General features: G+C 72.5%; 14 protein-coding genes. 6 read left to right on the top strand and 8 right to left on the bottom strand.

Features of this window, described 5'->3' with window-relative positions:
- Positions 1 to 27 precede the first annotated feature (27 nt).
- From ACSMXR_RS33300 to ACSMXR_RS33285, 4 genes are all read left to right on the top strand, one after another.
- Positions 28 to 1,068, top strand: a complete 1,041-nt coding sequence (locus ACSMXR_RS33300) for a glycoside hydrolase family protein (protein ID WP_364883729.1) — start codon at positions 28 to 30, stop codon at positions 1,066 to 1,068.
- Positions 1,069 to 1,173: 105 nt separating this feature from the next.
- The gene (locus tag ACSMXR_RS33295) at positions 1,174 to 3,048 is read left to right on the top strand and encodes a hypothetical protein (protein WP_473170598.1); all 1,875 of its coding nucleotides are present in this window, start codon (positions 1,174 to 1,176) and stop codon (positions 3,046 to 3,048) included.
- 86 nt (positions 3,049 to 3,134) lie between these two features.
- Complete coding sequence (locus ACSMXR_RS33290; protein ID WP_473170597.1) at positions 3,135 to 4,103, top strand: alpha/beta hydrolase; 969 nt, start codon at positions 3,135 to 3,137, stop codon at positions 4,101 to 4,103.
- 131 nt (positions 4,104 to 4,234) lie between these two features.
- The gene (locus ACSMXR_RS33285) at positions 4,235 to 5,335 is read left to right on the top strand and encodes a serine hydrolase domain-containing protein (RefSeq protein WP_473170596.1); all 1,101 of its coding nucleotides are present in this window, start codon (positions 4,235 to 4,237) and stop codon (positions 5,333 to 5,335) included.
- Between the two features lie 34 nt (positions 5,336 to 5,369).
- On the opposite strand, the gene ACSMXR_RS33280 is transcribed toward ACSMXR_RS33285, so the two are convergent.
- Genes ACSMXR_RS33280 through ACSMXR_RS33255 form a run of 6 tightly spaced genes read right to left on the bottom strand, consistent with a single transcriptional unit; the run spans position 5,370 to position 21,439 of the window.
- Positions 5,370 to 6,563: a cytochrome P450 gene (locus ACSMXR_RS33280; RefSeq protein ID WP_473170595.1), complete on the bottom strand. Its 1,194-nt coding sequence runs from the start codon at positions 6,561 to 6,563 to the stop codon at positions 5,370 to 5,372.
- A 42-nt stretch (positions 6,564 to 6,605) separates the two neighbouring features.
- On the bottom strand, positions 6,606 to 7,661 hold the full coding sequence (locus tag ACSMXR_RS33275) for an MDR family NADP-dependent oxidoreductase (RefSeq protein ID WP_137228324.1): 1,056 nt from the start codon (positions 7,659 to 7,661) through the stop codon (positions 6,606 to 6,608).
- Complete coding sequence (locus ACSMXR_RS33270; RefSeq protein WP_473170594.1) at positions 7,658 to 9,385, bottom strand: phytoene desaturase family protein; 1,728 nt, start codon at positions 9,383 to 9,385, stop codon at positions 7,658 to 7,660. Before ACSMXR_RS33270 ends, ACSMXR_RS33275 begins: the two co-directional genes overlap by 4 nt.
- On the bottom strand, positions 9,382 to 11,064 hold the full coding sequence (locus ACSMXR_RS33265; protein WP_473170593.1) for a phytoene desaturase family protein: 1,683 nt from the start codon (positions 11,062 to 11,064) through the stop codon (positions 9,382 to 9,384). Before ACSMXR_RS33265 ends, ACSMXR_RS33270 begins: the two co-directional genes overlap by 4 nt.
- A complete protein-coding gene (locus ACSMXR_RS33260; protein ID WP_473170592.1) occupies positions 11,054 to 20,431 on the bottom strand; it encodes a non-ribosomal peptide synthetase/type I polyketide synthase in 9,378 nt (3,125 codons plus the stop codon). The genes ACSMXR_RS33265 and ACSMXR_RS33260 overlap by 11 nt, the downstream gene beginning before the upstream one ends.
- Positions 20,432 to 20,473: 42 nt before the next feature.
- A complete protein-coding gene (locus ACSMXR_RS33255) occupies positions 20,474 to 21,439 on the bottom strand; it encodes a sterol desaturase family protein (RefSeq protein ID WP_364883747.1) in 966 nt (321 codons plus the stop codon).
- A 588-nt stretch (positions 21,440 to 22,027) separates the two neighbouring features.
- Here ACSMXR_RS33255 and ACSMXR_RS33250 point away from each other — a divergent pair.
- Entirely contained in the window at positions 22,028 to 23,242 is a 1,215-nt protein-coding gene (locus tag ACSMXR_RS33250) for a cysteine desulfurase-like protein (protein ID WP_473170591.1), read from the top strand.
- Positions 23,243 to 23,303: 61 nt separating this feature from the next.
- Here ACSMXR_RS33250 and ACSMXR_RS33245 read toward each other — a convergent pair whose 3' ends face one another.
- Positions 23,304 to 24,263 carry a MerR family transcriptional regulator gene (locus ACSMXR_RS33245; RefSeq protein ID WP_473170590.1) on the bottom strand — a complete coding sequence of 320 codons (960 nt, stop codon included), beginning with the start codon at positions 24,261 to 24,263 and terminating at the stop codon, positions 23,304 to 23,306.
- Between the two features lie 111 nt (positions 24,264 to 24,374).
- Here ACSMXR_RS33245 and ACSMXR_RS33240 point away from each other — a divergent pair, with 111 nt between their 5' ends.
- On the top strand, positions 24,375 to 24,857 hold the full coding sequence (locus ACSMXR_RS33240; RefSeq protein WP_137228338.1) for a DUF4383 domain-containing protein: 483 nt from the start codon (positions 24,375 to 24,377) through the stop codon (positions 24,855 to 24,857).
- Between the two features lie 8 nt (positions 24,858 to 24,865).
- On the opposite strand, the gene ACSMXR_RS33235 is transcribed toward ACSMXR_RS33240, so the two are convergent.
- A complete protein-coding gene (locus tag ACSMXR_RS33235; protein ID WP_137228340.1) occupies positions 24,866 to 25,705 on the bottom strand; it encodes a DUF1206 domain-containing protein in 840 nt (279 codons plus the stop codon).
- Positions 25,706 to 25,777: the final 72 nt, after the last annotated feature.

Raw genomic sequence — 25,777 nt, 5'->3', positions numbered from 1 at the left:
CGCTCACTCTTCGGGACGGAGAACGACATGACACAGCACGAGGACACCACCCCTTCCGTATCGGGGGCGTTCCGGCCGAGCCGCCGGATCTTTCTGCGCGGCGCGGTGGCGGGCACGGCGGCGACCGCCGGGCTGATCGCCACCGGGGCCTCGGCGGGGCGCGCCGTCGCGGCCCCCGGCGGATTTCCGGACTACCGCCATCTGAAGCCGCTGCTGACGCCTTCGCAGCTGAAGTACAACCCGACGGGCGAGATCATCTTCCCGTGCATCCGGGGCGTCTACGACAAGCTGGCGAACCCGCTGGGCCGCTACTACCTCTACTACGCCCCGCACGACGCGCCGGGCGGCATCTGCCTGGCGTACGGCGACTCGCTGGAGGGCCCGTTCACCGAGTATCCGGCGAACCCGCTGGTCTCCAACGACTGGCAGCCGCACTACAAGGTCAGCCATGTCTCCTCGCCGCACGTCCTGTGGAACGAGGACGTCAAGGAGCTGTGGCTCTACTTCCACGGCGAGAACCACACCACCCGGCTCGCCCGTTCCAAGGACGGCATCACCTTCACGTACGACCGGACCGTGCTGACCAAGGACATGCTGCCCGCGGGCACCAACGAGACGTCCTACGCCCGGGTGTTCCGGCACGATCTGCCCGCGCGCGACGCGCGGTACGTGATGCTCTTCATGGTCAACAACCAGTCCAACCACCGTGACATCGGCTGGGGCTGGTCGAAGGACGGCCGGGCCTGGACCTTCTCCCAGCAGCCGCTGGTGCGCCATTCGGACGTCGGCGTGAACAACCTCAGCGGCCCGCATCTGCTGACCCGGGGCGGCAGCACGTACGTCGTCTACCACACCGGCAAGGAGAACGGCGGGAACATCCTGATCACCGAGGTCGGCAACGACTTCTCCCGCCGCAACCACCTCGGGGTCTTCTACGACTCCGGCAGCGCGGCCCCGGAGAACGGCCGCGCCGCCTCTCCCAGCTTCGGGACGGACCGGGGCGTGCCGTATCTGGTCTACGAGGCGGGCGACCGGCTCGGCGGGTCGATCGCCGTCGCACGCGGCTGACCTCCCCGGCCGGGGTGCGCCGCACGACGACCGGCGCACCCCGGCCGCCCTCCTCCGCCGCTTCACCGCAGCCACCGCAGCCCTTCCCTGCCCAGGAGTCGCCCAGTGACGTACGGAACGTTCCTCTCACGCCGCACCCTGCTGACCGCCGCCGGCGCCGCGGGCCTCGCCGCCGCTCTGCCCGCGCCCGCCGCCCTGGCCGCCACCGCCGCGCCGAACCTGGCGGCCCTGCCCCCGGTCTCCCCCGGCCGGCGCGCCTTCGCCCCCGACGAGCAGCTCTACGCGCCCTATCTGGTGAGCCTGGCCGGCATGGTCGGGGACATCAGGACCGGCTCGCCGAACCCGGGTTTCCTGGGCGGTGGTTGGTGGCGCAAGCCCTCGGAGCCGTACAACGCGCGGGTGCAGGAGCACGTCTACACATTCGCCTGGTTCCTCACCAACTCCCGCTCCTGGAACCCGTACAAGGGAAACGCCGAACTGCTCGCGGGCCTGGACGCGGCGCTCGGCCACTATCTGGGGCTGCAGCACGCGGACGGCTCCTGGCCGGAGTACAGCCCGGACGAGCACTCGCTCGCCGCCACCGGCTTCGCGCTCGGCTATCTCAGCAAGACCCATGTACTGCTCAAGAACGCGCAGTTGCTGCCCGCGCGGCGCACCCAGATCGCCCGCGCGACGCACGCGGCGATGACCTGGCTGCTGAACCCGGCCAACGGGCGCGTGTGGCAGACCCCGATCTCCTTCGCCAATCAGGTCGCCGCCGGGCTCGCGGGTTCGGCCCTGGCGCTGCGGACCAATCCCGACGCGGCTCTGCGCACGCAGCTGAACAACGCCTTCGCCCGGATCGCCCAGCACGGGCAGGGCCCGGCCGGCTTCTTCTACGAGAAGGGCGGCACGGACATGAACTACAACTTCGAGGTGATGCTCCCCGAACTGGCCGACGCCTGGCGCCAGTCGAACAATGCCAACCTGGTGACCATGGCCCGGAAGTACACCGGCTGGCTGGGCTACAACCTGCTGCGCGAGCCGGACGGTTCGGGCTGGTTCAGCAATGTCGCGCCCTCGACGCGGACCAGCGCGCTCGCCTACGACGACACCCGCCCGGATCCGGAACGCACCGCGCTCAACGCCCAGTTCGTCCCGGAGGTGCCGGCGCTCGGGGCGTTCACCTCCGCCCGCGAGGATCTGTCGGCCGCCCGCGCCGCCTGGGCCGCCGACGCCGCTCCGGTGGCGGGCCTGACCAAGCAGGACACCTCGCCGCGGATCCTCGCCCACGCGCTCTACGGCGAGCGGTACCCGACCCGGCAGGCCAAGGCCGACGCGGTGCGGGCCCTGCCGTACCTCGCCTCGAAGAACTTCACCGAGCGCCGGACGGACCGGGGCCAGGACTTCCTCTACATCCGGCGGCCCGATGTCTATCTGGGCGCGTACCTCGGCGACCGGGCGACCACCATGGCGCGCACCGGGCTGTCGTTCCTGTGGCACCCGGTGGCCGGCACGGTGATCCAGACCCTCAACGACAACAACCACGGGGTGTGGGCCACGGTGCTGCCCGGCCAGGTCCCGGACGCCGACGGGCCGCAGGCCGGACAGTTCCTCGGCGGCAGCCCCTACGCCTTCCGCTTCGCCACCCCCAGCGGTTCGGTCGTCACCGATGTGCGGGTGAGCGACGGGCTGGTGCGGCGCTCGGTACGGGCCGTCTCGTCCGCGACCGAGACGGTGCCGCTGGTCCTGAAGGCCTCTGACCGGGTGGTGTTCGGCGACGGCACCACGGTGCCGTGGGGCGGCTCGGCCTCGGCCACCGCCACGGGCCTCGATCTGCACCGGGGACCGGGGGTCGTACGGATCCGGTGGGGCGCGGCCCGTGCCGTCTCCCTCGCCGCCGCCTCCATCAGGTATCTGCGCGACGGCAGTCGCAGGATGCATATCCTCAAGATCCCGCACACCGGCTCGATCGAGGTGAGCATCACGCTCGACTACTGACGGATCTGTCGGTTCGCGCTCCGCGGCCGTGCCCCGCCGTCCGGTGCCGGGACACGGTCGCGGAGTCCTCAGGAAGGCTCCGCCCGATGTCGCACGACCCCCGTCTGGATCCGGAGATGGCCGCGGCGCTGGCCGCGGATCCGTTGCCGCCCACCGTTCTCTCCGGCCTCACCCGCGAGGAGCTGGCCGCCCTGCGCGCCGCCCGCGCGGCCGCCGTGTTCCCGCCGCCCGCCGAGGGCGTCCGGGTGACCGACCACCGTCTGCCCGGCCCCGGCGCCGTACGGCTACGGGTCCACCGGCCCCGTGCGGCCGCCGCCGGGCCGCTGCCGTGCCTGGTGTGGATGCACGGCGGAGGCATGGTGCTCGGTACGCCCGAGACGGACGACGCCCGGCTCTCGGCGTACGTCCTGGAGGCGGGCTGTGTCGTGGTCTCCGTGGACTACCGCCTCGCGCCCGAGCACCCCCACCCGGTGCCCGTCGAGGACTGCTACCGCGCACTGCGGTGGACGGCGGAGCAGGCGGACGCGCTCGGCGTCGACCCGGAGCGCCTGGCGGTCGGCGGGATCAGCGCGGGCGGCGGGCTGGCCGCCGCCACGGCACTGCTGGCCCGGGACCGCGGCGGACCGCGCCTCGCCTTCCAGTTGCTGCTCTGCCCGATGCTGGACGACCGCAACACCACCGCGTCCAGCCGGGAGTTCACCGATCCCGTCACCTGGCCGCGCGCCAACAACCTGTACGGCTGGGCCGCGTTGCTCGGCCCGCTGGCCGGCGGCGACGAGGTGCCCGCCTACGCGGCGCCGGCCCGCGCCACCGATCTGTCGGGGCTCCCGCCCGCGTACGTCGATGTCGGCGAGCTGGAGGTGTTCCGGGACGAGTGCGCGCGGTACGCGCTCCGGCTGGTCTCCGCGGGGGTGTCGACCGAATTCCATCTGTGGCCGGGCGCGTTCCACGGATTCGACGGTGCGCTGCCCCGTCTCACCCTGCCGCGCAGGGCCGCCGCCGAGCAGATCGCGGTGTTGCGGAGGGCTCTCGGGAACCCCGCGCAGGGGGCCTGAGTACACCCCCAGTCCGGGGTCCGGACGGCCTGCCCCCGAGCGGGCCCCCTGGCAGGGTCGTCGGCGGAAGAACGATCCGCACGGCCGGGGCGCCACCCGCAGCCCGGCCGGAGTCACGTCCAGGGGGACCCATGTACCGCAAGCGCCTCACCGCCGCCCTCGTGTGCACGACCACGCTCGCCGTGGCGTTCGCCCCGGCGGCCTCCGCCCACCGGCCCGACCCCGTGCAGCGGCAGCTGGATCTGCTGGTGGAGCGGGACGGGGTGCCGGGGGCCCTGGCATTCGACGGCGGGCACACCCGTACCGCCGGGGTCGCGGACCTGGAGTCCGGCCGTGCGATGGTCGGGGCCGAGGGCAGGTTCCGGCTGGCCAGCGACACCAAGGCGTTCACCGCGGCGGCCGTGATGCGGCTGGTCGTGGACGGACGGATCCGGCTCGACGACCGGGCGGGCGAGCATGTGCCGCAGCTGGCCGGACACCCCGTCACCGTACGCCAGTTGCTCAAGCAGACCAGCGGGCTGCCGGAGTACACGCCGCTGGTCGACTGGACCCGGCCCGGCAGCTCCGAGGAGTATCTGGCGCTCGCCCTCGCGGAGCCGCCGGTCTTCCGGCCGGGCGAGGACTGGGGCTACTCGAACACCAACTACCTGGTGCTCGGCATGGTGATCGACCAGGTGTCGGGGGTCGGCTTCCGTACGTACGTCGAGCGCGAGATCCTCCGTCCGCTGCGGCTGACGGACACCTACTGGCCCGCACCGGGCGAGGTGGCCCTGCGCGGGCCGCACGCCCGCAACTACGGTGTCGACCCGGCCGATCCGGCGGCCGGGCGGGTGGATGTGACCGAGCTTCCCGGTCACGAGTTCGGCGCGTCCGGCGGGCTCGTCTCCACCCCCGGCGATCTCAACGCTTTCTGGGACGGGCTGTTCGGCGGCCGGCTCCTGCCCGGGTGGGCGGTGCGGCTGATGACCCGGGACACCACCGACATCGGCGGCCGTGACGTCTACCCGGCCGGGAGCCGGTACGGCTACGGCGTCGCCTCCGTCCCGCTCAGCTGCGGCGGTGTCTACTGGGGTCACGGCGGTGATCTGCCGGGCGGGTCGGTGGGCGGCGGCCGGGCCTCGGGCGGCCGCGGCACCGTCACCGTGTACACCACCACCTGGACCGCCGAGGGCGATGGTCTGCGCCACCTCCAGGGTGCGGTGGACGCGGCCCTGTGCGCCCGGGGCCGCTGAGCCCCGGGCGCGCCACCGGCCGGTGGGGCGGCCCCTACCACCGGACGGCGAGCCGCCGCGGACTGCGGGAGGTGGTGCCCGTCCGCCAGGCGACCGAGTCCATGGGTTCCGCCAGGACGAGGGCCGGGAAGCGGGCGGCCAGGCGGTGCAGGGCGAGCTGGAGTTCCGTGCGGGCCAGCCAGGCGCCGAGGCAGTAGTGGGGCCCGGCGCCGAAGGAGAGGGTGGGGGCCTCCAGCGGGGCGAACAGGTCGTGGAGGGTGGCGGGCGGGAAGACCTCGGGGTCGCGGTTGGCCATGCCGCAGTCGGCGAGCACGATCGCACCGGCCGGGATCGTCACGCCGCCGACCTCGACGTCCGTGGCGGCGTGCCGGGCGCTCCCCCGGTCGTCGCCCAGGGGTACGAGGTGGACGAGGCGGTCGGCGACGCGTCCGGCGGCCTCCTCGTCGGCGCCCAGGCGGGGCCAGGCCGTACGGCGTTCGCCCAGGAGGTAGAGCAGCGCGTTGCCGAGCATGGTCATCGTGCTGTCGTGGCCGCCGACGACGAGACCGCACACCAGGCTCACCAACTGGGCCTCGGGCACGCCCCCTTCCTCGTCGGCCGCCGCGACCAGGCCGCTGATCAGGTCCTCGCCGGGCGTCCGGCGCCGCTCCGCGAGGAGGTCCGCGCCGAACGCGCTGAACTCCTGTAGGACGGACGCCACTTGTTCGCCCTCGTGGGTGCCGTCGGAGAAGGCGTGTTCGCTCCAGTGCCGCATCCGGTCCCACGCGGACTCCTCCAGGCCCATCAGCCGGCTGATCACCGCCACCGGCAGTGGGAGGGTGAACTCCGCGACCACGTCGGCCGGTTGCGGCGTGGTCTCCAGCCGGTCGAGGAGTTCGTCGACGATCGCGGCGATCCACGGCCGCCAGCGGGCGACGGCCCTCGGGGTGAACGCGCGCCGCAGGGTGCGGCGCAGCCGCAGATGGCCGGGGCCGTCCTGGTTGAACATCAGGTCGGGGTCGTTCACCAGGTCGGGTACGTCGGAGAGGGCCGGTGCGTCGGCGGCGTACAGCTGTGCCCGGCCGAAGCGCGGGTCGGAGAGCACCTGGCGGACGTCCTCGTACCGGCTGACCAGCCAGGCGGGGGCGCCGCCCGGCAGCTCGGCCGGGCGGGGCGGTCCGGGTTTCTCGAAGTGCAGGCGGTGCATCGGTACCGGCGCGGGACGCGTGAGTTCGGTGGCGGTCACCATGCCTCCTGGGCGGGGTGGTCGGGGGCGGCTCGGGTGTCGCGTTCAGAGTTCGACGAGGACCTTGCCGCGGTTGGCGGCCCGGTCGTCGTAGAGGCTTCCGTAGGCGGCGGGAATGCGGTCGAACCCGTGGTGCAGGGTGTGGTCGCAGACGACCTCGCCGCGCCGGACCCGGCCGCCCAGCTCGGTGTGGAGGTCCTGCCAGTTCTGGTCGGTGAACCATTCCAGGGAGAAGATGCCGCGGACGGTGGCGCGCGGGAACATCAGGTAGGGCAGGAGCCGGGGGCCGGTGTCCTCGTTGCCGACCTGGGTCGCCCACTGCCAGCACACCGCCACCTGGCTGCCGATGTTGAGCATGGGGAACACCGCGTCGGTGACGGTGCCGCCGAGGTTGTCGAAGTACCGATCGACGCCGTCGGGGGCGGCGCGGGCGAGCGCCTCGCGGACGGTGGCCTCGCCGTCCCCGTGGCGGTAGACGATCACCGCGTCGAATCCGAGCCCGGTGAGGTAGTCCGCCTTCTCCGGGGACGAGGTGGTGCCGATCACCCGGGCGCCGGCGAGCGCGGCGAGCTGGCCGACGAGGGCGCCGACCGCGCCGGAGGCCCCGCTGATGACGAGGGTCTCACCGGGGCTGATCGTCATGTACTTGGAGAGGGTCCCCCAGGCGGTCATGCCGGGTCCGCCCATCACGCTGAGGGCGGTCGGCAGCGGCAGGGCGTCGTCGTACCAGCGGGGGTCCAGCCTGCGGTACGCCGGGAAGACCATGGGGAACGTGCCGGTCTGCCAGAGTTCGGCCGCGCCGGTGCTGATCACATGGGTGCGCCAGCCGCCGAAGCCCTGGACGAGGTCGCCCGCGCGGTGCGCGGCGCGCGGGCCCGCCTCCACCACCTCCATGATCGAGTCGGCGCCCATGTGCCGGCCGATCGGGGTGTCGAGGGCGATGCCCTGGAGGTAGGGGTCGACGGAGACGTACAGGGTGCGCAGCAGCATCTCGTCGGGGGCGAGGGTCACATCGACGTTCTCGACGACTTTCTCGTAGACGCGGTCCACGTCGGGTACGCCCTCGACGTGTTCGCGGACCACCCACTTCGCGATCTTCATGGCTTCCTCTCCGTCGGTGCGGCGGGGCGGACGGGCACGGGGATGACCCGGTGGGTCGGTGGTGGTGCGGTGAGGTCGAGCGAGGCGGTGAAGGGCCGGTCGTCGTCGCGGCAGACGAACTGCATGACGTGGCGTCCGGCGGCGGCGGCCCGGATGAGCCCGCCGGTGGTGGCCCAGACCCCGGACTGGTAGAAGTCGCGCAGCCCGGGGAGCCCGGGGCCGTGCTTCTTGATCAGCTCTTCCAGGGTTTCGCCGCTCTCGACGAAGGGCTGCCAGCCGAGGACGGTGCCGTCGTAGTTGCCGGTGTAGCGGACCTGGGTGAGGGGGCTGGAGACGTCGCGGACGACGATCGCGTCCCGCAGGCCGGGGTGGCGCTGTTCCAGGAAGCCGACGAGGGCTTCGCGGGCCCGCCGTTTCGCCGCGTAGTAGCCGCGCCCGTGCCGTACGGGCAGGGTGTGCAGCTCGGTTCCGCCACGGGTGCGGGTGACCTGTTCGGGGCCCTCGTCCAGGGCGCGCCAGGGGGCGATGTCGCAGAAGTAGGTGGCGTAGACGACGGTGGTGCCGTCCGGGGAGAGCTCGGGGTAATGGCGGCTGCGGAACTGGACGTTGATGCTGGGGTGGCGGATGCCGGTCAGTTCCGCGGCCGTGGCCTCGTCGAGGAGGTACGTCGTGCAGGGGTCGCCCTCGGGGAAGGGGCGGGAGAGGCCGAGGAAGAGGGTGAAGTAGCCGGGGAAGACCATGCCGGGTTCGTGGATGGTCTCGGTGTAGAGCTTGCGGTAGTCCTCGCCGAGGTATTTGCCCTCCAGGAACTTCATGGTGGCGGTGTAGCCGTCGCAGGCCGATACGACGATGTCGGCGCGGAGTTCCTTGCCGTCGCTGAGCCGGACGCCGACGGCCCGGTCGTCCTCGACGATCACCGTCTCGACCTTCGTGTTGTACGAGATCTCGCCGCCGAGCCGGCGGTAGCGGGCCTCGATCGACTCGGCGAGCCCGAGCGAGCCGCCCTCGGGGACGCCTGCGGAGAGGTTGGCGTGCGAGGCGAGCTGGAAGTGGAACGGGAGGACGGGGAAGGCCGGGTGCTTCTCGTACAGGATGAAGTTGAAGGCCTGCCGCAGGAGGGGGTCCGCGAACTTCGCGGAGAAGTCGGTCATCAGGACGGTGATCGTGGTGCGTACGGCGTTGAAGTACGGCAGGAACGAGGCGAGCATCCGCCAGCGCTCCCGCCGGCCCATCAGTCCGACGGGCTTGAGGAAGGGGTAGACCGCCAAAGCCTTGCGGAAGCTGCGGAGTTGGGCGCAGAACTTCCGTACGAGGCGGGCGTCGGCGGGCGAGATGTCGATGAGGTGGGCTTCGAGGCGGTCCGGGTCGGAGTAGAAGTGGACGGCCCGGCCGTCCGTGCCGCGCACGATGTTGAAGACGTCGAAGTGACGGATCTCCTTGCCCTGGAGGGCGCCGAGCTCCAGCCAGATCTGGTGCATCTCGTTGCCGGGGCCGCTGCCGAGGAGCCAGCTGACGCAGGCGTCCAGGGTGAAGCCGCCGCGTTCCCAGGCGGTGCAGCAGCCGCCGGGGATCTCGTGCATCTCCAGGATGTGGGTGCGGTAGCCGTTCATCCGGGCGTAGCAGCCGGTGGAGAGGCCGCCGAGTCCGGCCCCGATGATGATCATCGTCTCCCGGGGGCGGCGTGCGCCGCCGTCACGCCGGGTCCGGTTCCTCCTGCCGCTCATGAGCTCTCGCTCTCGCGTGCGGACCACCGGTCGAGCTGGGGCAGATGCCCCAGCTTCCCGGGGTGCCAGGGTTCGGCGCCCTCGCTCTCCCAGGCCCGGAACTCCAGGCCGAGTTCCCGGCAGAGGTACTGGACGGCGAAGCGGCCGGTGGAGGCGGCGCGGATCAGGCCGCCCATGCCGATCCACTGCCCGGCCATGGAGAAGCCGCTCAGTCCGGGCAGCCGCATCCGGTCCTTGCCGACCAGGCGCGCCGCGACGTCGTCGGCGTCCGAGAACGCCTTCCAGGCGAGGATGGAGCCGCCCAGGTTGCCGGTGTAGCGGTGGGTCGTGGCGGGGGTGGCGACTTCGACGATGTCGATGCGCTCCGCGATGCCGGGGCTGCGGCGTTCCAGGAAGTCCCGGACGAAGTGGGCGACTTCGCGTTTGCGGCGGCGGTACTCCTTGCGGTCCCGGGTGCGCAGGTCCTTCCAGTGGGCGTAGTCGCTGAAGTAGGTGCAATGCAGGACGGAGCGGCCCGGCGGTGCGAAGCCGCCGGAGTAGCGGGAGCGGGCCTGGACGACGAGGCTGTCCTGCAGGGCGCCGGGGAGGTGGGCCGCGTCGTCCGGGCCGAGGAGGTGCGTGGTGCTGTGCGCCTCGTCGGGGTCCAGGTCGCCGCGCAGGCCGACGAAGGCGGAGACGACGGCGGGGAAGAGGGTGCCGGGGCGGTGCAGGAGGTCGGTGTAGAGCCTGTCGATCCGGGGGCCGGTGTACCGGCCGCCGAGGAGTCCGTAGACGGTGGTGTGGCCGTCGCAGGCGGAGACCACGTGTTCGGCGAAGTACCTTTTCCCGCCGCGGAGTTCGATGCCGATCGCCCGGTCGTTCTCGACCAGGATCCGTTCGGTGCGGGCCCGGTAGGCGACCGTGCCGCCCAGGCTCCGGTAGCGCTCCTCGATCGAGCGGGCGAGGCCGAGCGAACCGCCCTGCGGGAAGCCGGCGTTGCCGTGGTGGGCGGCCGCCATGTTGAAGAGGTACGGCAGCAGCGGGAAGCCCTCCGGGTCCTGGAAGAAGATGTTGCGGAACGCCGTGCGCAGCAGCGGGTCCTGGAACCGGTCGGCGAAGACGTGCATCGGGGTGGCGGCGGTCCGCCAGAACAGCCGGAAGGCGGGGAGCACCGTGCGCAGGGTCCGTGCCCGTTCCCGTACGGTGCGCAGCGCGGGCGCGGTCAGGAACGGGTACAGCTCGATGTCGATGAAGCGCCGCAGGTCCCGGGTGAAGGCCCGGATGAGCGGGGCGTCGGCGGGTGAGATCTCCAGCAGGTGGGCCTCCAGGCGGTCGGGGTCGTTGTAGAACGTCACCGACCGGCCGTTCTCGTCCTCGACCTTGTTGAACAGGTCGAAGTTGGTGACGGTCTTGCCGTCGAGCGCGCCGAGTTCGCTCCACACCCGGTGGGCGTCGTTGCCCGGGGCGGTGCCGATGAGCCACTCGATGCAGTAGTCGAAGAGGTATCCGTCGCGCGACCAGGCGGTGCAGCAGCCGCCGGGCAGCACATGCTTCTCGAAGATGCGGGTCCTGGCGCCGCTCATCTGCGCGTAGCAGCCGGTGGAGAGGCCGGCCACGCCCGCGCCGACGACGATGACGCGGGGCGGGGTGCCCGGGGCGCGTTCCCGGCTGGTCCAGTCGGTGGAGTCGTCATCCGCCATGGGCCGGGTCTCCCGTCAGGACGGAGCGCACCAGCTCGGCGTTGCGGGGCAGGTGTTTGGCGTCGAGCATGTCGGCGTGGACGCCGGAGCCGCGCAGTACGGCGGTGGCGCCGGTGGAGCTGCCGTGCCAGGTGCCGTGCTCGCCCGCGGCGTAGAGGGCGGCCTTCTCCTCGTCGGTGATCACGCTGACGGTCGCGGCGACGGTGCCGGTGTTGGGGGTGCGTCCGCAGAAGGCGAGGTATTCGGCGGCGTGGGCGAGGGTTTCGCGGGTGACGGCCTCGGATCCGGTGTGTTTGCGCAGGTGGTCGGCGAGTTCGGCCTCGAAGGCGGCGATGCCGGAGGCGTCCGGTTCGTAGGCGGTGAGGATGCGGCGGGAGTCGAGGATGACGACGTGCGCGACGTGGCGGCCGCGTCGCTCCAGCTCCTTGGCCGTCTCGAAGGCGAGGTTGCCGCCGAGGGAGTAGCCGAGGAGCCGGTAGGGGCCGTCGGGCCGGGCGGCCTCGATCAGGTCGGCGTACCGGGCGACTTTGTCGTCGCCGGGGAGGTAGTTGAAGCCGATGAGGGTGTGGTCGGGGAGGTGGGCGGCCAGGCCCCGGTAGACGAGCCCGTGTCCGCCGGCGGGCGGGAAGCAGAAGAGGGCGGGGTGCTGTCCGGCGTTGAAGGTGAGGCTGGGCAGTTCGTCGGCGCTGGTGCCGTGCAGGACGTCCTCGACGGTGGCGGCCATCCCGTGCAGGGTGGTGACCTGGTAGAGCCTGCTGACGGGGACGCCGACGCCGAACTCGGTGCGCAGTTGGTGGAGGAGTTCGATGAGCTTGATCGAGCTGCCGCCGAGTTCGAAGAAGTCGTCCTCCAGGCCGACCTGTTCACGGCCCAGGAGGGTCTTCCAGTGCCGGGCGACGCTGATCTCGTACAGGGTCACGGGCTCCTCGTGCGGCCGGTCGCCGGTCTCGGCCCGGGGGGCGGGCAGGGCGGCGGTGTCGACCTTGCCGTTGGCGGTCAGCGGCAGGGCGGGCAGCTCGACGAAGTGGGACGGGATCATGTACGAGGGCAGTGAGCGGGCCAGGTGGCGGCGCAGGGCCCGGCCGTCCAGGGTGGCACCGGGCGCGGGGACGCAGTAGGCGCAGAGCGCCGCCTCTCCGCCGGTGTCGGCGCGTACGGTGACGACGGCCCGGGCGAGCGGCGGCCACTGGGCGAGGTGGGCCTCGATCTCGCCGATCTCGATGCGGTGGCCGCGCAGTTTGACCTGTCCGTCGGTGCGGCCGAGCAGATGGACCCGGCCGTGCGCGTCCCAGCGGGCGATGTCGCCGGTGCGGTAGAGCCTCTCGGGCCGGGCGTCGCCGTCGGCGGACCTGCTGAGCGTACGGGTGACGAAGCGTTCCTCGGTCTGCTCGGGGTCTCCGGCGTAGCCGAGGGCGACGCCGTCGCCGCCGATCCAGAGTTCGCCGGGCACGCCGGGCGGTACGGGTTCGCCGTGGGTGTCGAGGACATGGAGGGTGCTGTTGGGGAGGGGGCGGCCGATGGGGACCATCGCGCCGGGTTCCAGGTCGTCGACGGGGCCTTCGAAGTACGCGCTGTCGATGGTGGCCTCGGTGAGGCCGTAGGAGTTGACGAGGCGGGTGCCGGGTCCGCACAGCTCGGCGAGCCGGCGGTACTCCCCCACGCTCCAGGCGTCCGAGCCGACCACCAGCAGCTTCAGGAAGTCGAGCCGGAGCCCTTCGCGGGCGCAGTGGTCCATCAGGCCGCGGACGACGGCGGGCACGAACTCGGCGCAGTCGACCCGTTCCTGACGCATCGTCCGGTAGAGCCGGGTGGTGTCGAAGAGGAGGTCGCGGTCGGCCAGGACGAGGGTGCCGCCCGAGCACAGGGCGCGCACCAGGTCGCCGGTGAACACGTCGAAGGACGGTTCGGCCATCTGGAGGTGCACCCGGACGTCCGTCTCCAGCCGGTACTCCTGGCGCCACGCGGCGTGGGCGGAGGCGAGGTTGCGGTGGCTGACGCGGACGGCCTTGGGGCGGCCGGTGGAGCCGGAGGTGGTGATGATGTACGCGGGCGATTCCGGGCCCGCACCGGCCGCCGGTCCGTCCGGGTGCGGTGCGGTGCGGGCGAGCGCGCCGAGGGTGAGCGTGGGGACGGCCAGGGCCCCGGTCTGCTCCGGCCCGGCGTCGTCCGCGACGAGGACGAGTGCCGCGCCGGTGGCCGTCACGAGGTGGGCGAGCCGGTCGGCGGGCTGGTCGGGCCGCAGCGGCAGGTAGGCGGCGCCGGCCTTGAGCACGGCGAGCAGGGCGACGATCAGCTCCGGCGACTTGTCCAGGCACAGCACGACCACCGAGTCCTCGCCGATGTCGAGGGTCCGCAGCCGGGCCGCGCTGTCGGCGGACTGCCGCTCCAGCTCCGCGTAGCTCAGCCGGTGCGCTCCGCCGTGCGGGGAGGGTGTGGTGACGGCGACGGCCGCGGGGTGCTCGGCGGCGATGCGGGCGATCAGCGTCTGGACCGGGGCGAACGGCTCCTCCCGGGATCCGGCGGCCGGCAGCGCCGGGCGGCTCCACTCCCCGACGAGCCGCTCCCGCTCCTGGTCGCCGAGCATCTCCAGCCGGGAGGCGGGCTGTTCGCCGGGGGCGTGGGTCATCCGGTCGAGGAGGCGGGTGTAGTGGGCGGCCATGCGGCGCATGGTCTCCGGCAGGAAGAGGTCGGTGTTGTACTTGAACACGCAGTGGAAGCGGCCCTCGGCCTCGTCCTCGTAGGCGGACAGCGTTATGTCGAACTGCCCTTCCTCCTCCGGTAGTTCGATGTACTCCAGGCGGTAGCCGTACTGCTCGGTGGCCACCTTGTGGGTGAGGAGGATGAACATCGCCTGGAAGACGGCGGAGCGGCTGGGGTCGTGCTGGAGGCCCAGTTCCTCGACGAGGAGGACGAAGGGGTACTCCTGGTTGTCGAGTCCGCCGAGGACGGTCCGGCGGACCTGTTGCAGCAGTTCGGCGACGGTCGGGTCGTCGGACAGGTCGGCGTGCAGGGGCAGCGGGTTGACGAAGTAGCCGTAGACGGAGGCGAAGTCCTGCCGGGTGCGGCCGGTCACCGGGCTGCCGACGACGATGTGGTCCTGCCCGGAGTAGCGGTGCAGCAGGAGGTAGTAGGCGCTCAGCAGCACCATGAACGGGGTGACGCCGTGGGCGCGGGCCAGCGCGTGGACGCGGGCGCTCAGGGCGTCGTCGAGGACGAAGAACTCCGAGGCCCCGTTGTGGGTCTGGACCGCCGGGCGGGGTTTGTCGACGGGCAGGTCCAGGAGCGGGACCTCGGCCGGCAGATGGGCGCGCCAGTAGTCGAGCATGCCCGTGGCCTCGGGTCCGGCCAGGAAGGCGTTCTGCTGGTTGAGGAAGTCGAGGTAGCGGGCCTCGACCGGCGGGAGCTGCGGTTCCCGGTTGCGGCGCAACGCCTCGTACACCGCGAGGAGTTCCTCGATGAAGGTGAAGGTGGAGATGGCGTCGGAGACGATGTGGTGGACGGCCTTCATGATGATCCAGCGGTCCGGGCCCCGCTTGAAGAGGCGGAAGCGGACCAGTGGGTCGTGGGCGAGGTCGTAGGGCTTGCGGTACTCCTGGACGATCGTCGCGTGGATGGAGTCCCAGTCCTCGCCCTGGACGTCGAAGAGGGCGAGGTCGGTGGCGGCGTCCTCGGAGACCCGCTGCACGGCCTGCCCGTCCACCAGGAGGAAGTTGGTGCGCAGCGCGGGGTGGCGGGCGATGAGGCGGCGGACGGCCTCGAACATGAGGTCCGGTTCGAGGGCGACGTTCACCTCGACGGCCCCGCCGATGTTGTACGCGTAGCCGTCGGGGTTGAGGTGCTTGAGGAACCAGAGCGCCTTCTGGTTCTGGGTCAGCGGGTACTGCCGCTCGTCGCGGTGGAGTTCGGCCGTGCCCGCCGTCCCGTCGGGGGTGTCGGCCGCGGCCAGGGCGCTGAGTCCGTCGTGGAGCTGGGCGGCGAGCTCCCCGGCCGGGGTGCCGCTGAGCAGGGCGACCACGGGCAGGGCGACGCCCAGCTCGGCGTGGATCCGGGCCCGTAGCTCCATGGCGAGGAGCGAGTCGAGTCCGAGCTCGCCGAGTCCGGTGGCGGGGTCGATGCGGTCCGTTCCGGTGCGCAGCACGGTGGCCGAGAGCGCGGCGAACCGGTCGGCGACCAGGGCGCGGCGGGTCTCCTCGTCGGCGGCGCGGAAGGTGTCGAGGAATCCGTTGCCGGAGGCGGCGTCGCCCGGCGGGGCGGCGGCTGCCGCGAGGTCGGCGACCAGCGGCGGCGGTGTCGGGTACCAGGCGAGGAAGACGGGCCAGTCGACGACGGTGGCGACGACGAGCTGGGCGTGGTCCTGGCCGATGACGCGTTCCAGGACGGCCATGCCGGCGTCCGGGGAGAGCGAGCTCATGCCTCGGCTGTTCATGTAGTGCTCGACCAGGCCGAGTTCCTCGATCATGCCGGTGGCCCAGGGGCCCCAGTCCAGGCTGAGGGCGGGCAGGCCCTGGGCGCGGCGGTGGTGGGCGAGGGCGTCCAGGAAGGCGTTTCCGGCGGCGTAGTTGGTCTGACCGGCCGTGGTCAGGAGGGAGGCGATCGAGGCGAAGAGCACGAAGTGTTCGAGCGGTTCGTCCCGCAGGTGCCGGTGCAGGAGGTGGGCGCCGACGGTCTTGGGGTCGTGGACGGCGTCGAAGGCGGCCCGGTCCAGATCGGCGACGAGCGTGTCGCGGACCTGCCCGGCCAGGTGGAACACCCCGCGTACGGGCGGGGCTCCGCTCTGCCGGTGGGCGTCGAGCCAGCCGGTCAGGGCGTCCTCGTCGGTGATGTCGATGGTCGCGAGGACGGGCTGCGCACCGAGCGCCTCCAGCTCGCGGAGCAGGGCCACGGCCCGGCCCTCGGCGGTGGCCGGGTCGGTGCCGGCCCACTTCTCCCGGGCCGGCACGGGGGTGCGCCCGACCAGGACGATCCGGCGGGCTCCGCGGCGTACGAGGGTGCGGCACAGGAGCCGGCCGAGCGCACCGAACGCACCGGTGACCAGATAGCTTCCGTCGGCCCGCAGGCGCAGCGGCAGCGGCCGGGTCAGGCCCTCGGCGGGGCGGAGGCGGCTGGTGCGGCGGCCGCCGTCGCGCAGGGCGATCTCCTCCTCGTCGTCGCCGAGCACCTCGGCGAGGAGCGCTTCGGCCTCGGCCCGGTCGCCGTCGGGGCCCGGCCGGCGCCGGGGGTCGAGGTCGATGAGCTTGCCGGGGTGGTCGATCAGCTCCTGGTGGCGCAGCACCCGGCCGATGCCCCAGGCGGGCGCCCCGAGGGGTTCGGGCGCCTCGCCGGGCAGGGCGGGTTGGGCGCCACGGGTCACGATGTGCAGGCGGCCTCCGCCGCCCCGGGCGAGAAGCAGCCGGGCGAGGGCGACCAGCCCGTACGCGCCCGCGCCGGTGTGGTCGCGCAGGGCGGTCCGGTCGCAGTCGGCGAGGTCGGGCGCGTCGAGGTTCCACAGGTGCAGGACGGCCCCGCGGAAGGGCCCGCCGTCGCGGTCCAGGTCGGTGAGGAGCCGGCGCAGATCGGCGTCGGACGCGGGGTCGACGGTGAAGGTGACGCCGTCGTCGGAGGCGGTGTAGGCGGCGCCCCGGCGCACCAGACGGCAGCGTTCGCCGCGGGCGGCGGCGAAGGCGGCGAAGGCGTCCGCGACGCCTCCGGAGTCGGCGAGGACCAGCCAGTCGTGGTCGCGGGCGGTGTCCTCGGCGGGCAGCGGCGGGCAGTCGGTCCAGACGGGTTCGGCGAGCCAGGAATCGATCGTGGTCCGGGCGACGGCGGTGGCCGCCTTCTCCACGTCGGCGGCGCGGAAGCCGTGGACGCGGCCGAGCGGGGTGCCGTCGTCGGCGTACAGGGCGATGTCCCCGAGGGTGGTGTCCGCGTCGCCGGGAAGCAGGGTGGCGTGGGCCCAGAACGGCTGGTCGCCGATGGGTTCGAGGGCGACCTCGGCCACGGAGAGCGGCAGCCTGATCCCGGTGCCCGGTGCGGGTCCTTCGGGGTCCGCCGGGATCAGCGGCGTCAGGAGGGTCTGGAAGCAGGCGTCGAGGAGGACGGGGTGGAGGTGATGGCCTGCGGCGTCGTCGCCGATCGCCTCGGGCGGGCGGATCCGGGCGAGGACCTCGCCGGCCCCGATCCAGACCTCCTCGACGGCCCGGAAGGCGGGGCCGTAGTGGTAGCCGAGGGCGGCCAGGGCGGTGTAGCAGTCGGGGCCTTCGAGGTGGCGGAGGGACCGGGCCCGGATCGCGGGGGCGTCGAGCGGTGGGCCGGTGCGGCGGCGCTGCCCGGTGCGGACGACGCCGCTCGCGTGCACGGCCCGCTCCCCGTCGTCCCCGGTCGGGGAGGCGATGGTGAAGGCGGCGTTCTCCAGCGAGAGCGACACCTCCACGGTGCGGTCCTCGCCGTCGGGCAGGAAGAGCGCCTTGCGCAGATCGATGTCGGCGAGGACGGCGGTGGTGCCGCCGGTGAGCCGCAGGACGGCCTGGGCGGCCATTTCCAGGTAGCCGGCGGCGGGGAAGACCACGGTGTCCTGGATGCGGTGGTCGGCGAGGTAGGGCAGGTCCTCGGTGTCCAGGCGGGCCTGCCAGGTGGGTTCCGTACGGTCGGTGCGGCGGCCGAGGAGGGGGTGGTCGCGGTGGCCCAGGCGGACCTGGGCGACCGGGCGGGGTTCGGTCCAGTGGCGGTCGCGCCGGAAGGGGTGGCGGGGCAGGGTGACCGGCCGGCCGGCCGGCTGGAGTACGTTCCAGTCGACGGAGGCGCCCAGGGTGTGGAGCGAGCCGAGGGAGGCGGCGAAGCGCTCGCTCTCGTTCTCCCGGCGGCGGATCGAGGGCAGGGTGAGCCCGGTCGTGCCGCCCGCCTCCAGGCATTCGCGGATCGCGTGGCCGAGGACCGGGTGCGGGCCGATCTCCAGGAACAGCCGGTGGCCGTCGGCGGCGATCCGGTCGACGGCTGAGCGGAAGCGGACGCGGTCGCGGACGTTCTTCCACCAGTAGGCGGCGTCCAGTTCCTCGCCCCGGGCGGTTCCCTCGACGCCGGTGAGATACAGCGGAACCTGGGCGGCACGAGGCTCCAACGGGGCGAGTTCCGCCAGCAGTTCGTCCTTGATCCGTTCCATGCCGACGCTGTGGTAGGGCACTTCGACGGTGAGGAACTTTGCGAACTGCTGCTCGGCCCGCAACTCCTCGGCCAGCAGGGTCAGCGCCGCCTCGTCCCCGGCCAGGGTGATGGCGGTGGGGCTGTTGACGGCGGCGACGGAGACCCGGTCGCTGTAGGGGCGCACCCGGCGCTCCGCCTCGTCCTCCGACAGGCTGACGGCGAGCATGGCGCCGGTGCCGGCCAGGGTCTGCTGGAGGCGGCTGCGGTGGACGACGATCCGGGCCGCGTCCCGCAGGGAGTAGACGCCCGCCGCGTGGAAGGCGGCGATCTCGCCGGTGCTGTGGCCGACCACCGCGTCGGGGCGCACCCCGTGCGACCGCCACAGGGCGGCCAGGGCGACCTGTACGGCGAAGTTGGCGGGCTGGGCGAGCCAGGTCTCGCTCATCCGGGAGACGGACTCGTCGGCGGTCAGCTCCTCGATCAGCGACCAGTCGGCGAACTCCCGCAGCGCCCGGTCGCACGCCTCGACCGCCTCGCGGAACACCGGTTCCTCCGCGAGGAGTTGGCGGCCCATGCCCCACCACTGGGGGCCCATGCCGGTGAAGACCCAGACCAGCCGCCGGTCGGCCGAATCCCGGGCGCGGCCGTGGACGACGCGGGGGTGGGGCTCGCCGCGCTCGTGGGCGGCGAGTGCCTCGTCGAGGGAGGCGCGCGAGGAGTAGACGACGGAGAGCCGCTCGGGGAGGTGCTGGCGGCGGTGGGCGAGGGTGTGGCCGAGGTCGTCGAGGGCCACGGCCGGGCCGTGGTCGCCCGCCAGTTCGCCCCGGATGCCCGTCGCCAGTTCCACCAGGGCGTCCGGGTTGCGGGCGCTGAGCGGCAGGATGCTCCAGGGCCGCCCGGCGGGCGGGGCGGCATCGGTCTCCGGCGGAGGCGGCGGGGCCTCCTCCAGGACGACATGGGCGTTGGTGCCGCCGAACCCGAAGGAGTTGACCCCGGCGCGGGCGGGCCCTTCGTGGGCGGGCCAGGCGGTGGGCCGGGTGGGGATCTCGTACGGCAGGGTCGCCGGGTCGATGGCGGGGTTGAGGTTCTCCAGGTTGATGTGGGGCGGGATGGTCCGGTGCTGGATGCTCAGGACGGTCTTGATCAGCCCGGCGATCCCGGCGGCGGATTCGGTGTGGCCGATGTTCGTCTTGACCGAGCCGACGTAGGCACGGGCGCCCGGGGCCCGTCCGATGGCCAGCGCGCGGGCCAGGGCGTTCGCCTCGATCGGGTCGCCGACCGGCGTCGAGGTGCCGTGGGCCTCCATGTACTGGAGGTCTCCGGGGGTGATGCCCGCCTCGGCGCAGACCCGGCGGATGAGGTCGACCTGGGCGTCGGCGTTGGGCACGGTGATGCCGTTGGTGTGGCCGTCCTGGTTGACGCCGCTGCCGGCGATCACCGCGTGGATCCGGTCCCCGTCCCGTACGGCGTCGTCCAGCCGTTTCAGCGCGACCAGGCCGACGCCCTCGGCCCGTACGTAACCGTCGGCGGCGGCGTCGAACGTACGGGAGCGGCCCTCGGGCGAGAGGAATCCGCCCTTCGTCTCGGCGACGGTGTACTGCGGGGCCATGTGCAGCAGGGTGCCGCCGGCCAGTGCGAGGTCGCTCTCGCCGTTGTTCAGCGCCTGGCAGGCCAGGTGGACGGCGACCAGGGAGGAGCTGCAGGCGGTGTCGATGGACAGGCTGGGGCCGCGGAAGTCGAAGCAGTACGAGATGCGGTTCGACACCATCGTCATCATGGTGCCGGTCGCGGTGTGGGCGGCCAGCGAGGTGAAGCCCAGGTCGGCGAATTGCAGGATCTTGTAGTCCAGGGTGAACGCGCCGACGTAGACGGCGACGTTGCCGCCGGCGAGGTCGGCGGGCCGCTGGCCACCGTCCTCCAGGGCCTCCCAGGCCACTTCGAGGAGTTTGCGCTGCTGCGGGTCCATGTGGTCGGCCTCGCGCGGGCTGATGCCGAAGAACGCGGGGTCGAACTCGTCGAAGCCGTCGATGTATCCGCCGCGGCCGCCGACGAGACGCCCGGGTTTGTCGCGGAACCGGCTGCCGAGCGTACGCACGTCGTACCGGTCGGGCGGGGTGGGCGTGATGCAGTCCTTGCCCGCCATCAGATTGCGCCAGTACGTGCGGTGGTCCGAGGCGCCGCCGGGCAGGCGGCAGCCCATCCCGATGATCGCCACCTTGTTCCGTAACGCCCGGTTGTTCGCGTCGGCCATGTCGAACTCCTCAAGTCGTGGTGGAGCGTCAGGGGGCGGCGGCTATTCCGGGCCGGGGCCCGGTGCGGGTCTGCGTCGCCAGGGGTGCAGGAGGGCGGCGAGGATCTCGCCGGTGCCGGGGAAGGACGTGGGGTCCTGGAGACCGACGGCGGTGGGTTCGCGGCCGGGGTGCCAGGTGAAGGTGCCGAAGAGGTGGTCCCAGCACGACAGGTCGGAGCCGTAGTGGCCGGCTTCGGACAGATCGGTGCTGTGGTGCAGCCGGTGCTGCTCGGGGCTGGCCAGCAGATGGTTGAGCGGCCCGATGCGGACATCGATGTTGGCGTGGACGAAGTAGCCCTGAGCGGCGACGAAGAGTCCGGCCACCAGCACCGCGGGACGGGAGAATCCGACGAGGGCCAGGGTCAGCTGGACGAGGCTCTGGGCCAGGACGATGTCGAGCACGTGGTTGACGCCGTTGTTGGCGACATTGACCTTCTCCGGCACGTGATGCACTCCGTGCAGCCGCCAGAGGAGGGCGTTGCGGTGGCCCAGCCGGTGCACCAGATAGCTGACGAGCGATCCGGCCAGGAGCGCCCCCGGGATCTCGACCCCGAGGTGACGGGCCGGCTCCTCCGGCGAGATCAGGCCGACGGCCAGCGCCACCAGCAGTTGCGCCAGACCGCTTCCGGCCATGGTGAGCAGGAAGTAGATGCCGTACCAGCGCCACTCGTCCTTTCCCGGGTGCCAGTTCCGGTCATAAGGAATCAGCCGTTCCAGGAGGGCCAGATAGGCGATGACCCCGACCAGGAATAGCGGGCTGACCCACGCCGGATCCCATTTCAGCCACAATGCTGCCGCGCCCACGGAGACGACCGAGAGGAGGAGAAGGGGGTAGGCGACGACACAAAGGAACCGCGCAGGGGAATTACCGGCCCGCCCCTTCCGCCCGACCGGAAAACCGGCCGGAAAGCCAACCGAAAAGTCGGCCGAATAGATTTCGCCATCGGTGGAGCGTTCGCGCTCGTCCATCCGTGACCCTCCGCAAGTGACAGTGCTGGGGAGAGAGACTCATCGCATCGCATCAGCGCAGGCCGGAGCAGCCTGGCGAGTAACAGGAAGCCCGGGTGGCGACCATGACCCCCGCGCTGGCGACTTTCAGACACCCGGCCCGCGAAATTCGGCCGTGGCGTGAACTGATGCCCCCGACCCCATCAGCCCAGATCATCTATTTCCCGTTCCCACGGCTTTAATCACGACCGAAGCGCAGAAATTGCGCGGCGCATTTATCTACGGCAGGAATACGGAGAGGATCACACCGGCGGATCGCACGACCGAGACGGGTTCATATGTGCGAGCAATTCCTTCATAGGATCATCGCTGCACCGAAATACGGCGCATTCCGATGCGCCGGTGCCGGAAGTCTCACGCTCGGGCGTGCGTCCGGGTGGGGAGCGGTGCGCCCGCGCAGAAGCCGCACCCCGAAAGCGCCCCCGACCGATCCCCGGCCTTCCCCCGGAGGACACCGCCCTGCGATGATCACGGCGGATCCGACAGCGAAGCCCAGGGGCGAAGCCCGGCGGCGGAACCGGCAGCGCATCAGCGAATCGAGGAGTCTCCTTGTCGTACGACGTCGGCGCGGTGCGCGCACAGTTCCCCGCCCTGCGGTCCGGTACGGCGCACTTCGACGGACCGGGCGGCACCCAGACCCCGGCCTCCGTCATCGCCGCGATCGGCGAGGCGATGAGCCGCCCCCTGTCGATCCGGGGCGCCGCCCTGCCCGGGGAGACGAACGCGGAGGAGATCGTCCTCGGGTTCCGGCGGGCGATGGCGGATCTGCTGGGCGCGGACCCGGGCGGCATCGTGTACGGCCGCAGCGCCACCCAGCTCACCTACGACTTCTCGCGGACCCTGGCCGGATCGTGGAGCCCGGGGGACGAGGTGGTGGTCAGCCGGCTGGACCACGATGCCAACATCCGCCCGTGGGTGCGGGCGGCCGAGCGGGCGGGAGCGGTGGTGCGGTGGGCGGACTTCGACCCGGCGACCGGCGAGCTGCCCCCGGAGGCCGTCGGCGCGCAGCTCACCGAACGGACCCGGCTGGTCGCGGTGACCGGCGCGTCCAACCTCATCGGCACCCGGCCCGACATCCCGGCCATCGCCGGACTCGTCCACCGGGCCGGTGCGCTGCTGTACGTGGACGGGGTCCATCTCACCGCGCACCACACGGTGGACGTGGAGCGGCTCGGGGCGGACTTCTTCGTCTGCTCCCCGTACAAGTTCTTCGGCCCCCATCACGGGGTGCTCGCCGCGCGGCCCGAACTGCTCGACACCCTGCGCCCGGACAAGCTGGCGCCGTCCACCGACGCCGTACCGGAGCGCTTCGAACTCGGCACCCTGCCCTACGAGGTGATGGCGGGCACCCGCGCGGCGGTGGACTTCCTCGCGAGCCTGGGCGCCGGTTCCGGTGCCGATGCCGATGCCGGGCGTCGTGAGCGGCTGCGGTCGGCGTACGCGGCGATCGACGCGCACGAGACGGCGCTGCGTGTGTACATCGAGAAGGCGGTGCGCGGACTGGGCGGGGTGACGGTGCGCTCCCGGGCCGCCGAACGCACCCCCACCCTGCTGCTCACCTTCGAGGGCCGGGACGCGGCGGACGCCTACCGTGCTCTCGCCCGCACCGGCGTGCACGCGCCCGCCGGCTCCTTCTACGCCCTGGAAGCCTCCCGGCACCTGGGGCTCGGTGACAGCGGCGGTCTGCGCGTCGGGCTGTCCGCGTACAACGACACGGACGATGTGGAGCGGCTTCTGTCGGGGCTGTCGGACTTTCTGCGGTGACGGAGGGCCGGCACGGCGGACACACCGGACCGGGCTGAGCCGCCGGGTTCGGCGGATACGGTCACCGCGCGCCGAGCGTGGCCAGTACGTCCACCGCGTCGGCCAGCCCGGCCGGATACCGGGCTCCCGGCGGCGGCTCCCCGGCCCAGCCGGGCCCGGCCACCAGAACGACGGGCCGCCTGCGCGCGCCCCGTACGCCCCACTCGATCGCCGCCACCCGGGCCACGAGAGAGCGGCTGGCCGTGCTGCGGGACTGCGCCCAGAGCACCACCGCCGCGGGACCGGTGCGCCGCACCGCCTCCTCCAGCGCCCCGGCGGGCAGGGCGGCGCCGAACATCCGGACCGGCACGGCCTGTTGGGCGAGGGTGGCGGCGAGCGCCTCCAGGGCCAGCGTATGGGTCTCGCCGGGTACACAGGCCAGCAGGGAGACACCCGCACCCGGGACCGGGGACCGCGCGGCCGAGAACGCGCGCAGCGCGCCGGAGACATGCCACGACAGCAGGTGCTCGACCTCGATGTACCGCTCCCCCGCGGTCTCCCACTTGCGGCCCACCGCGTGCAGCGTCGGCATCATCACCTCGTCCCACGCGGCCGGCAGTCCGTAGCGGTCGAGCACCGCCGTGAGCAGCTCGTCCATGGCCGGCGCGTCCAGCCGGACCGCCGCCCGGGCCAGGCCGCGGCACTCCCGACGGGCCCTGCCGAGCGGAAGCGGCCCGGGGGCCCGGGAGGCGCGCCCGGAACGTGGCTGGGGCGCGTCGCGGGAGGTTCCGGCCAGGACGGTGCGGGCGGCCTCGGCCGGTGGCAGGCCCGCGCTCGTCAGACGGCACATGTCCCGCAGCGCGGCGATGTCCTCCCCGGTCCAGCGTCGGTGCCTGCCGCCCTCCCGGGTGGCCGGGCCGATGCCGTAGCGACGGTCCCACGAGCGCAGCGTGGTCGGCGCGACGCCCAGCAGTCGGGCCACCGCACCGGTGGTCAGACCCCCGCTCGCCGGGTCCGCCGCAGGGCTCATCACTGGGTCCATAAATCCACCATACGACGCAAAAGCGACGCATGTTGCCCGGTGTATCGCGGCGCTGTTCGCTGAAGAACAACAGCAGCGAGAGGGGACGGTCATGAACGAGAGGGGCCGGTCATGAAACTGAGCGACGAACTCCCCGTCGATCACCGGCTGGCGACGGTGTACCGGATCGGCGCGGGCCTCTGCGGCACCATCCTGCTCGCCTTCGGCATCCTCGGCTTCACGCAGCAGCTGAGCTTCTTCGACACCAGCGGCGACCGTATCGCCGGGCTGTCGTCCAACGGCCTGCTGAGCCTGATCTCGGTGGTCGTCGGCGTGCTGCTGATCGCCGGCGCCGCGGTGGGCGGGAATGTCGCGTCCACGCTGAACATGACGATCGGCACGCTCTTCCTGCTGAGCGGCTTCGCCCACCTCTTCATCCTGGACCGGCCCGCGAACATCCTGGACTTCGGCATGCCGAATGTGGTCTTCAGCTTCGTGATGGGGCTGCTGATCCTCGTGTTCGGGATGTACGGGCGGGTGACCGGCGGGCTGCCGCACGACAACCCGTACTGGCGTCACCGCCATCCGGAGCAGGCGGCCCGCGAGTCCCGCTAGCCGCGCGTTCAGACCTTGCGATAGCGGGCGTTCGCCCAGGAGAACACGCCGAACGCCACCAGTCCGAGGGCGATGACCACCAGGAGCCACGGCCCCGCCGGGGTGTCGGTGAAGGAGCGCAGGGTGTCGTCCATGCCCTTGGACCGGTCCGGCTGATGCTCGACCGCGGCGGCCACGGCGAAGCCGCCCGCCGTGGCGAAGACGATGCCCCGCGCCGTACCGCCGAACACTCCGGTGAAGTCGACGGCGCGGCGGGTCCGCCGCGACATCTCCGACATCTTCAGGTGCTTGTGGAACTTCCGCAGGAGCGCCCGGCCCGCGATCCAGAGACCGGCGCACGCCACCGCGACCCCCGCGATGCCGACGATCCACTGGCCGCCGGGCCAGCCGAGCGCCTTGGCGGTGACGTCCTGCGACTGCTGGTCCGATGACCCGCCGCCGCTGCCCGAGTCCCCGGCGGCGAAGGACAGCACGGAGTAGGCCACGAAACCGTAGAAGACGAAGCGGCCCGCCGCCATGGCCCGCTTGGTGGGCTTGCGCCCGTCGGGCCCGGCCTGGCCGAACAGCGCCTCCGACAGCCGCCAGAGGGCCATCCCCACCAGGGCGATGCCGAGCGCCCACAGCAGGACCTTGCCGAAGGGCTTCTCGGCTATCTCCGCGATCGCGCCGCCCCGGTCGGCCTGTTGTCCGCCGCCGGTGAGCGCGATCCGCAGGGCGAGGACGCCCACGAGGACGTAGATCACCCCACGGGCCCCGAACCCGGCACGGGCCCCTGCCTCGACCGCGGTGCTGTTCGCGGCCCGCTTGGCCCGGCCGCGTCCCTGCGCTGCTACTGAACGGGTATTCATGTCATTCCGGTTGCCCCCGTCGGGCGGATCGACGCAGAAACGACGCGACGCGCGGAGCGGACCGATGCGCGG

This window comes from Streptomyces sp. DSM 106670, assembly GCF_055792845.1.
This window is presented reverse-complemented; position numbering and strand designations above follow the sequence as displayed.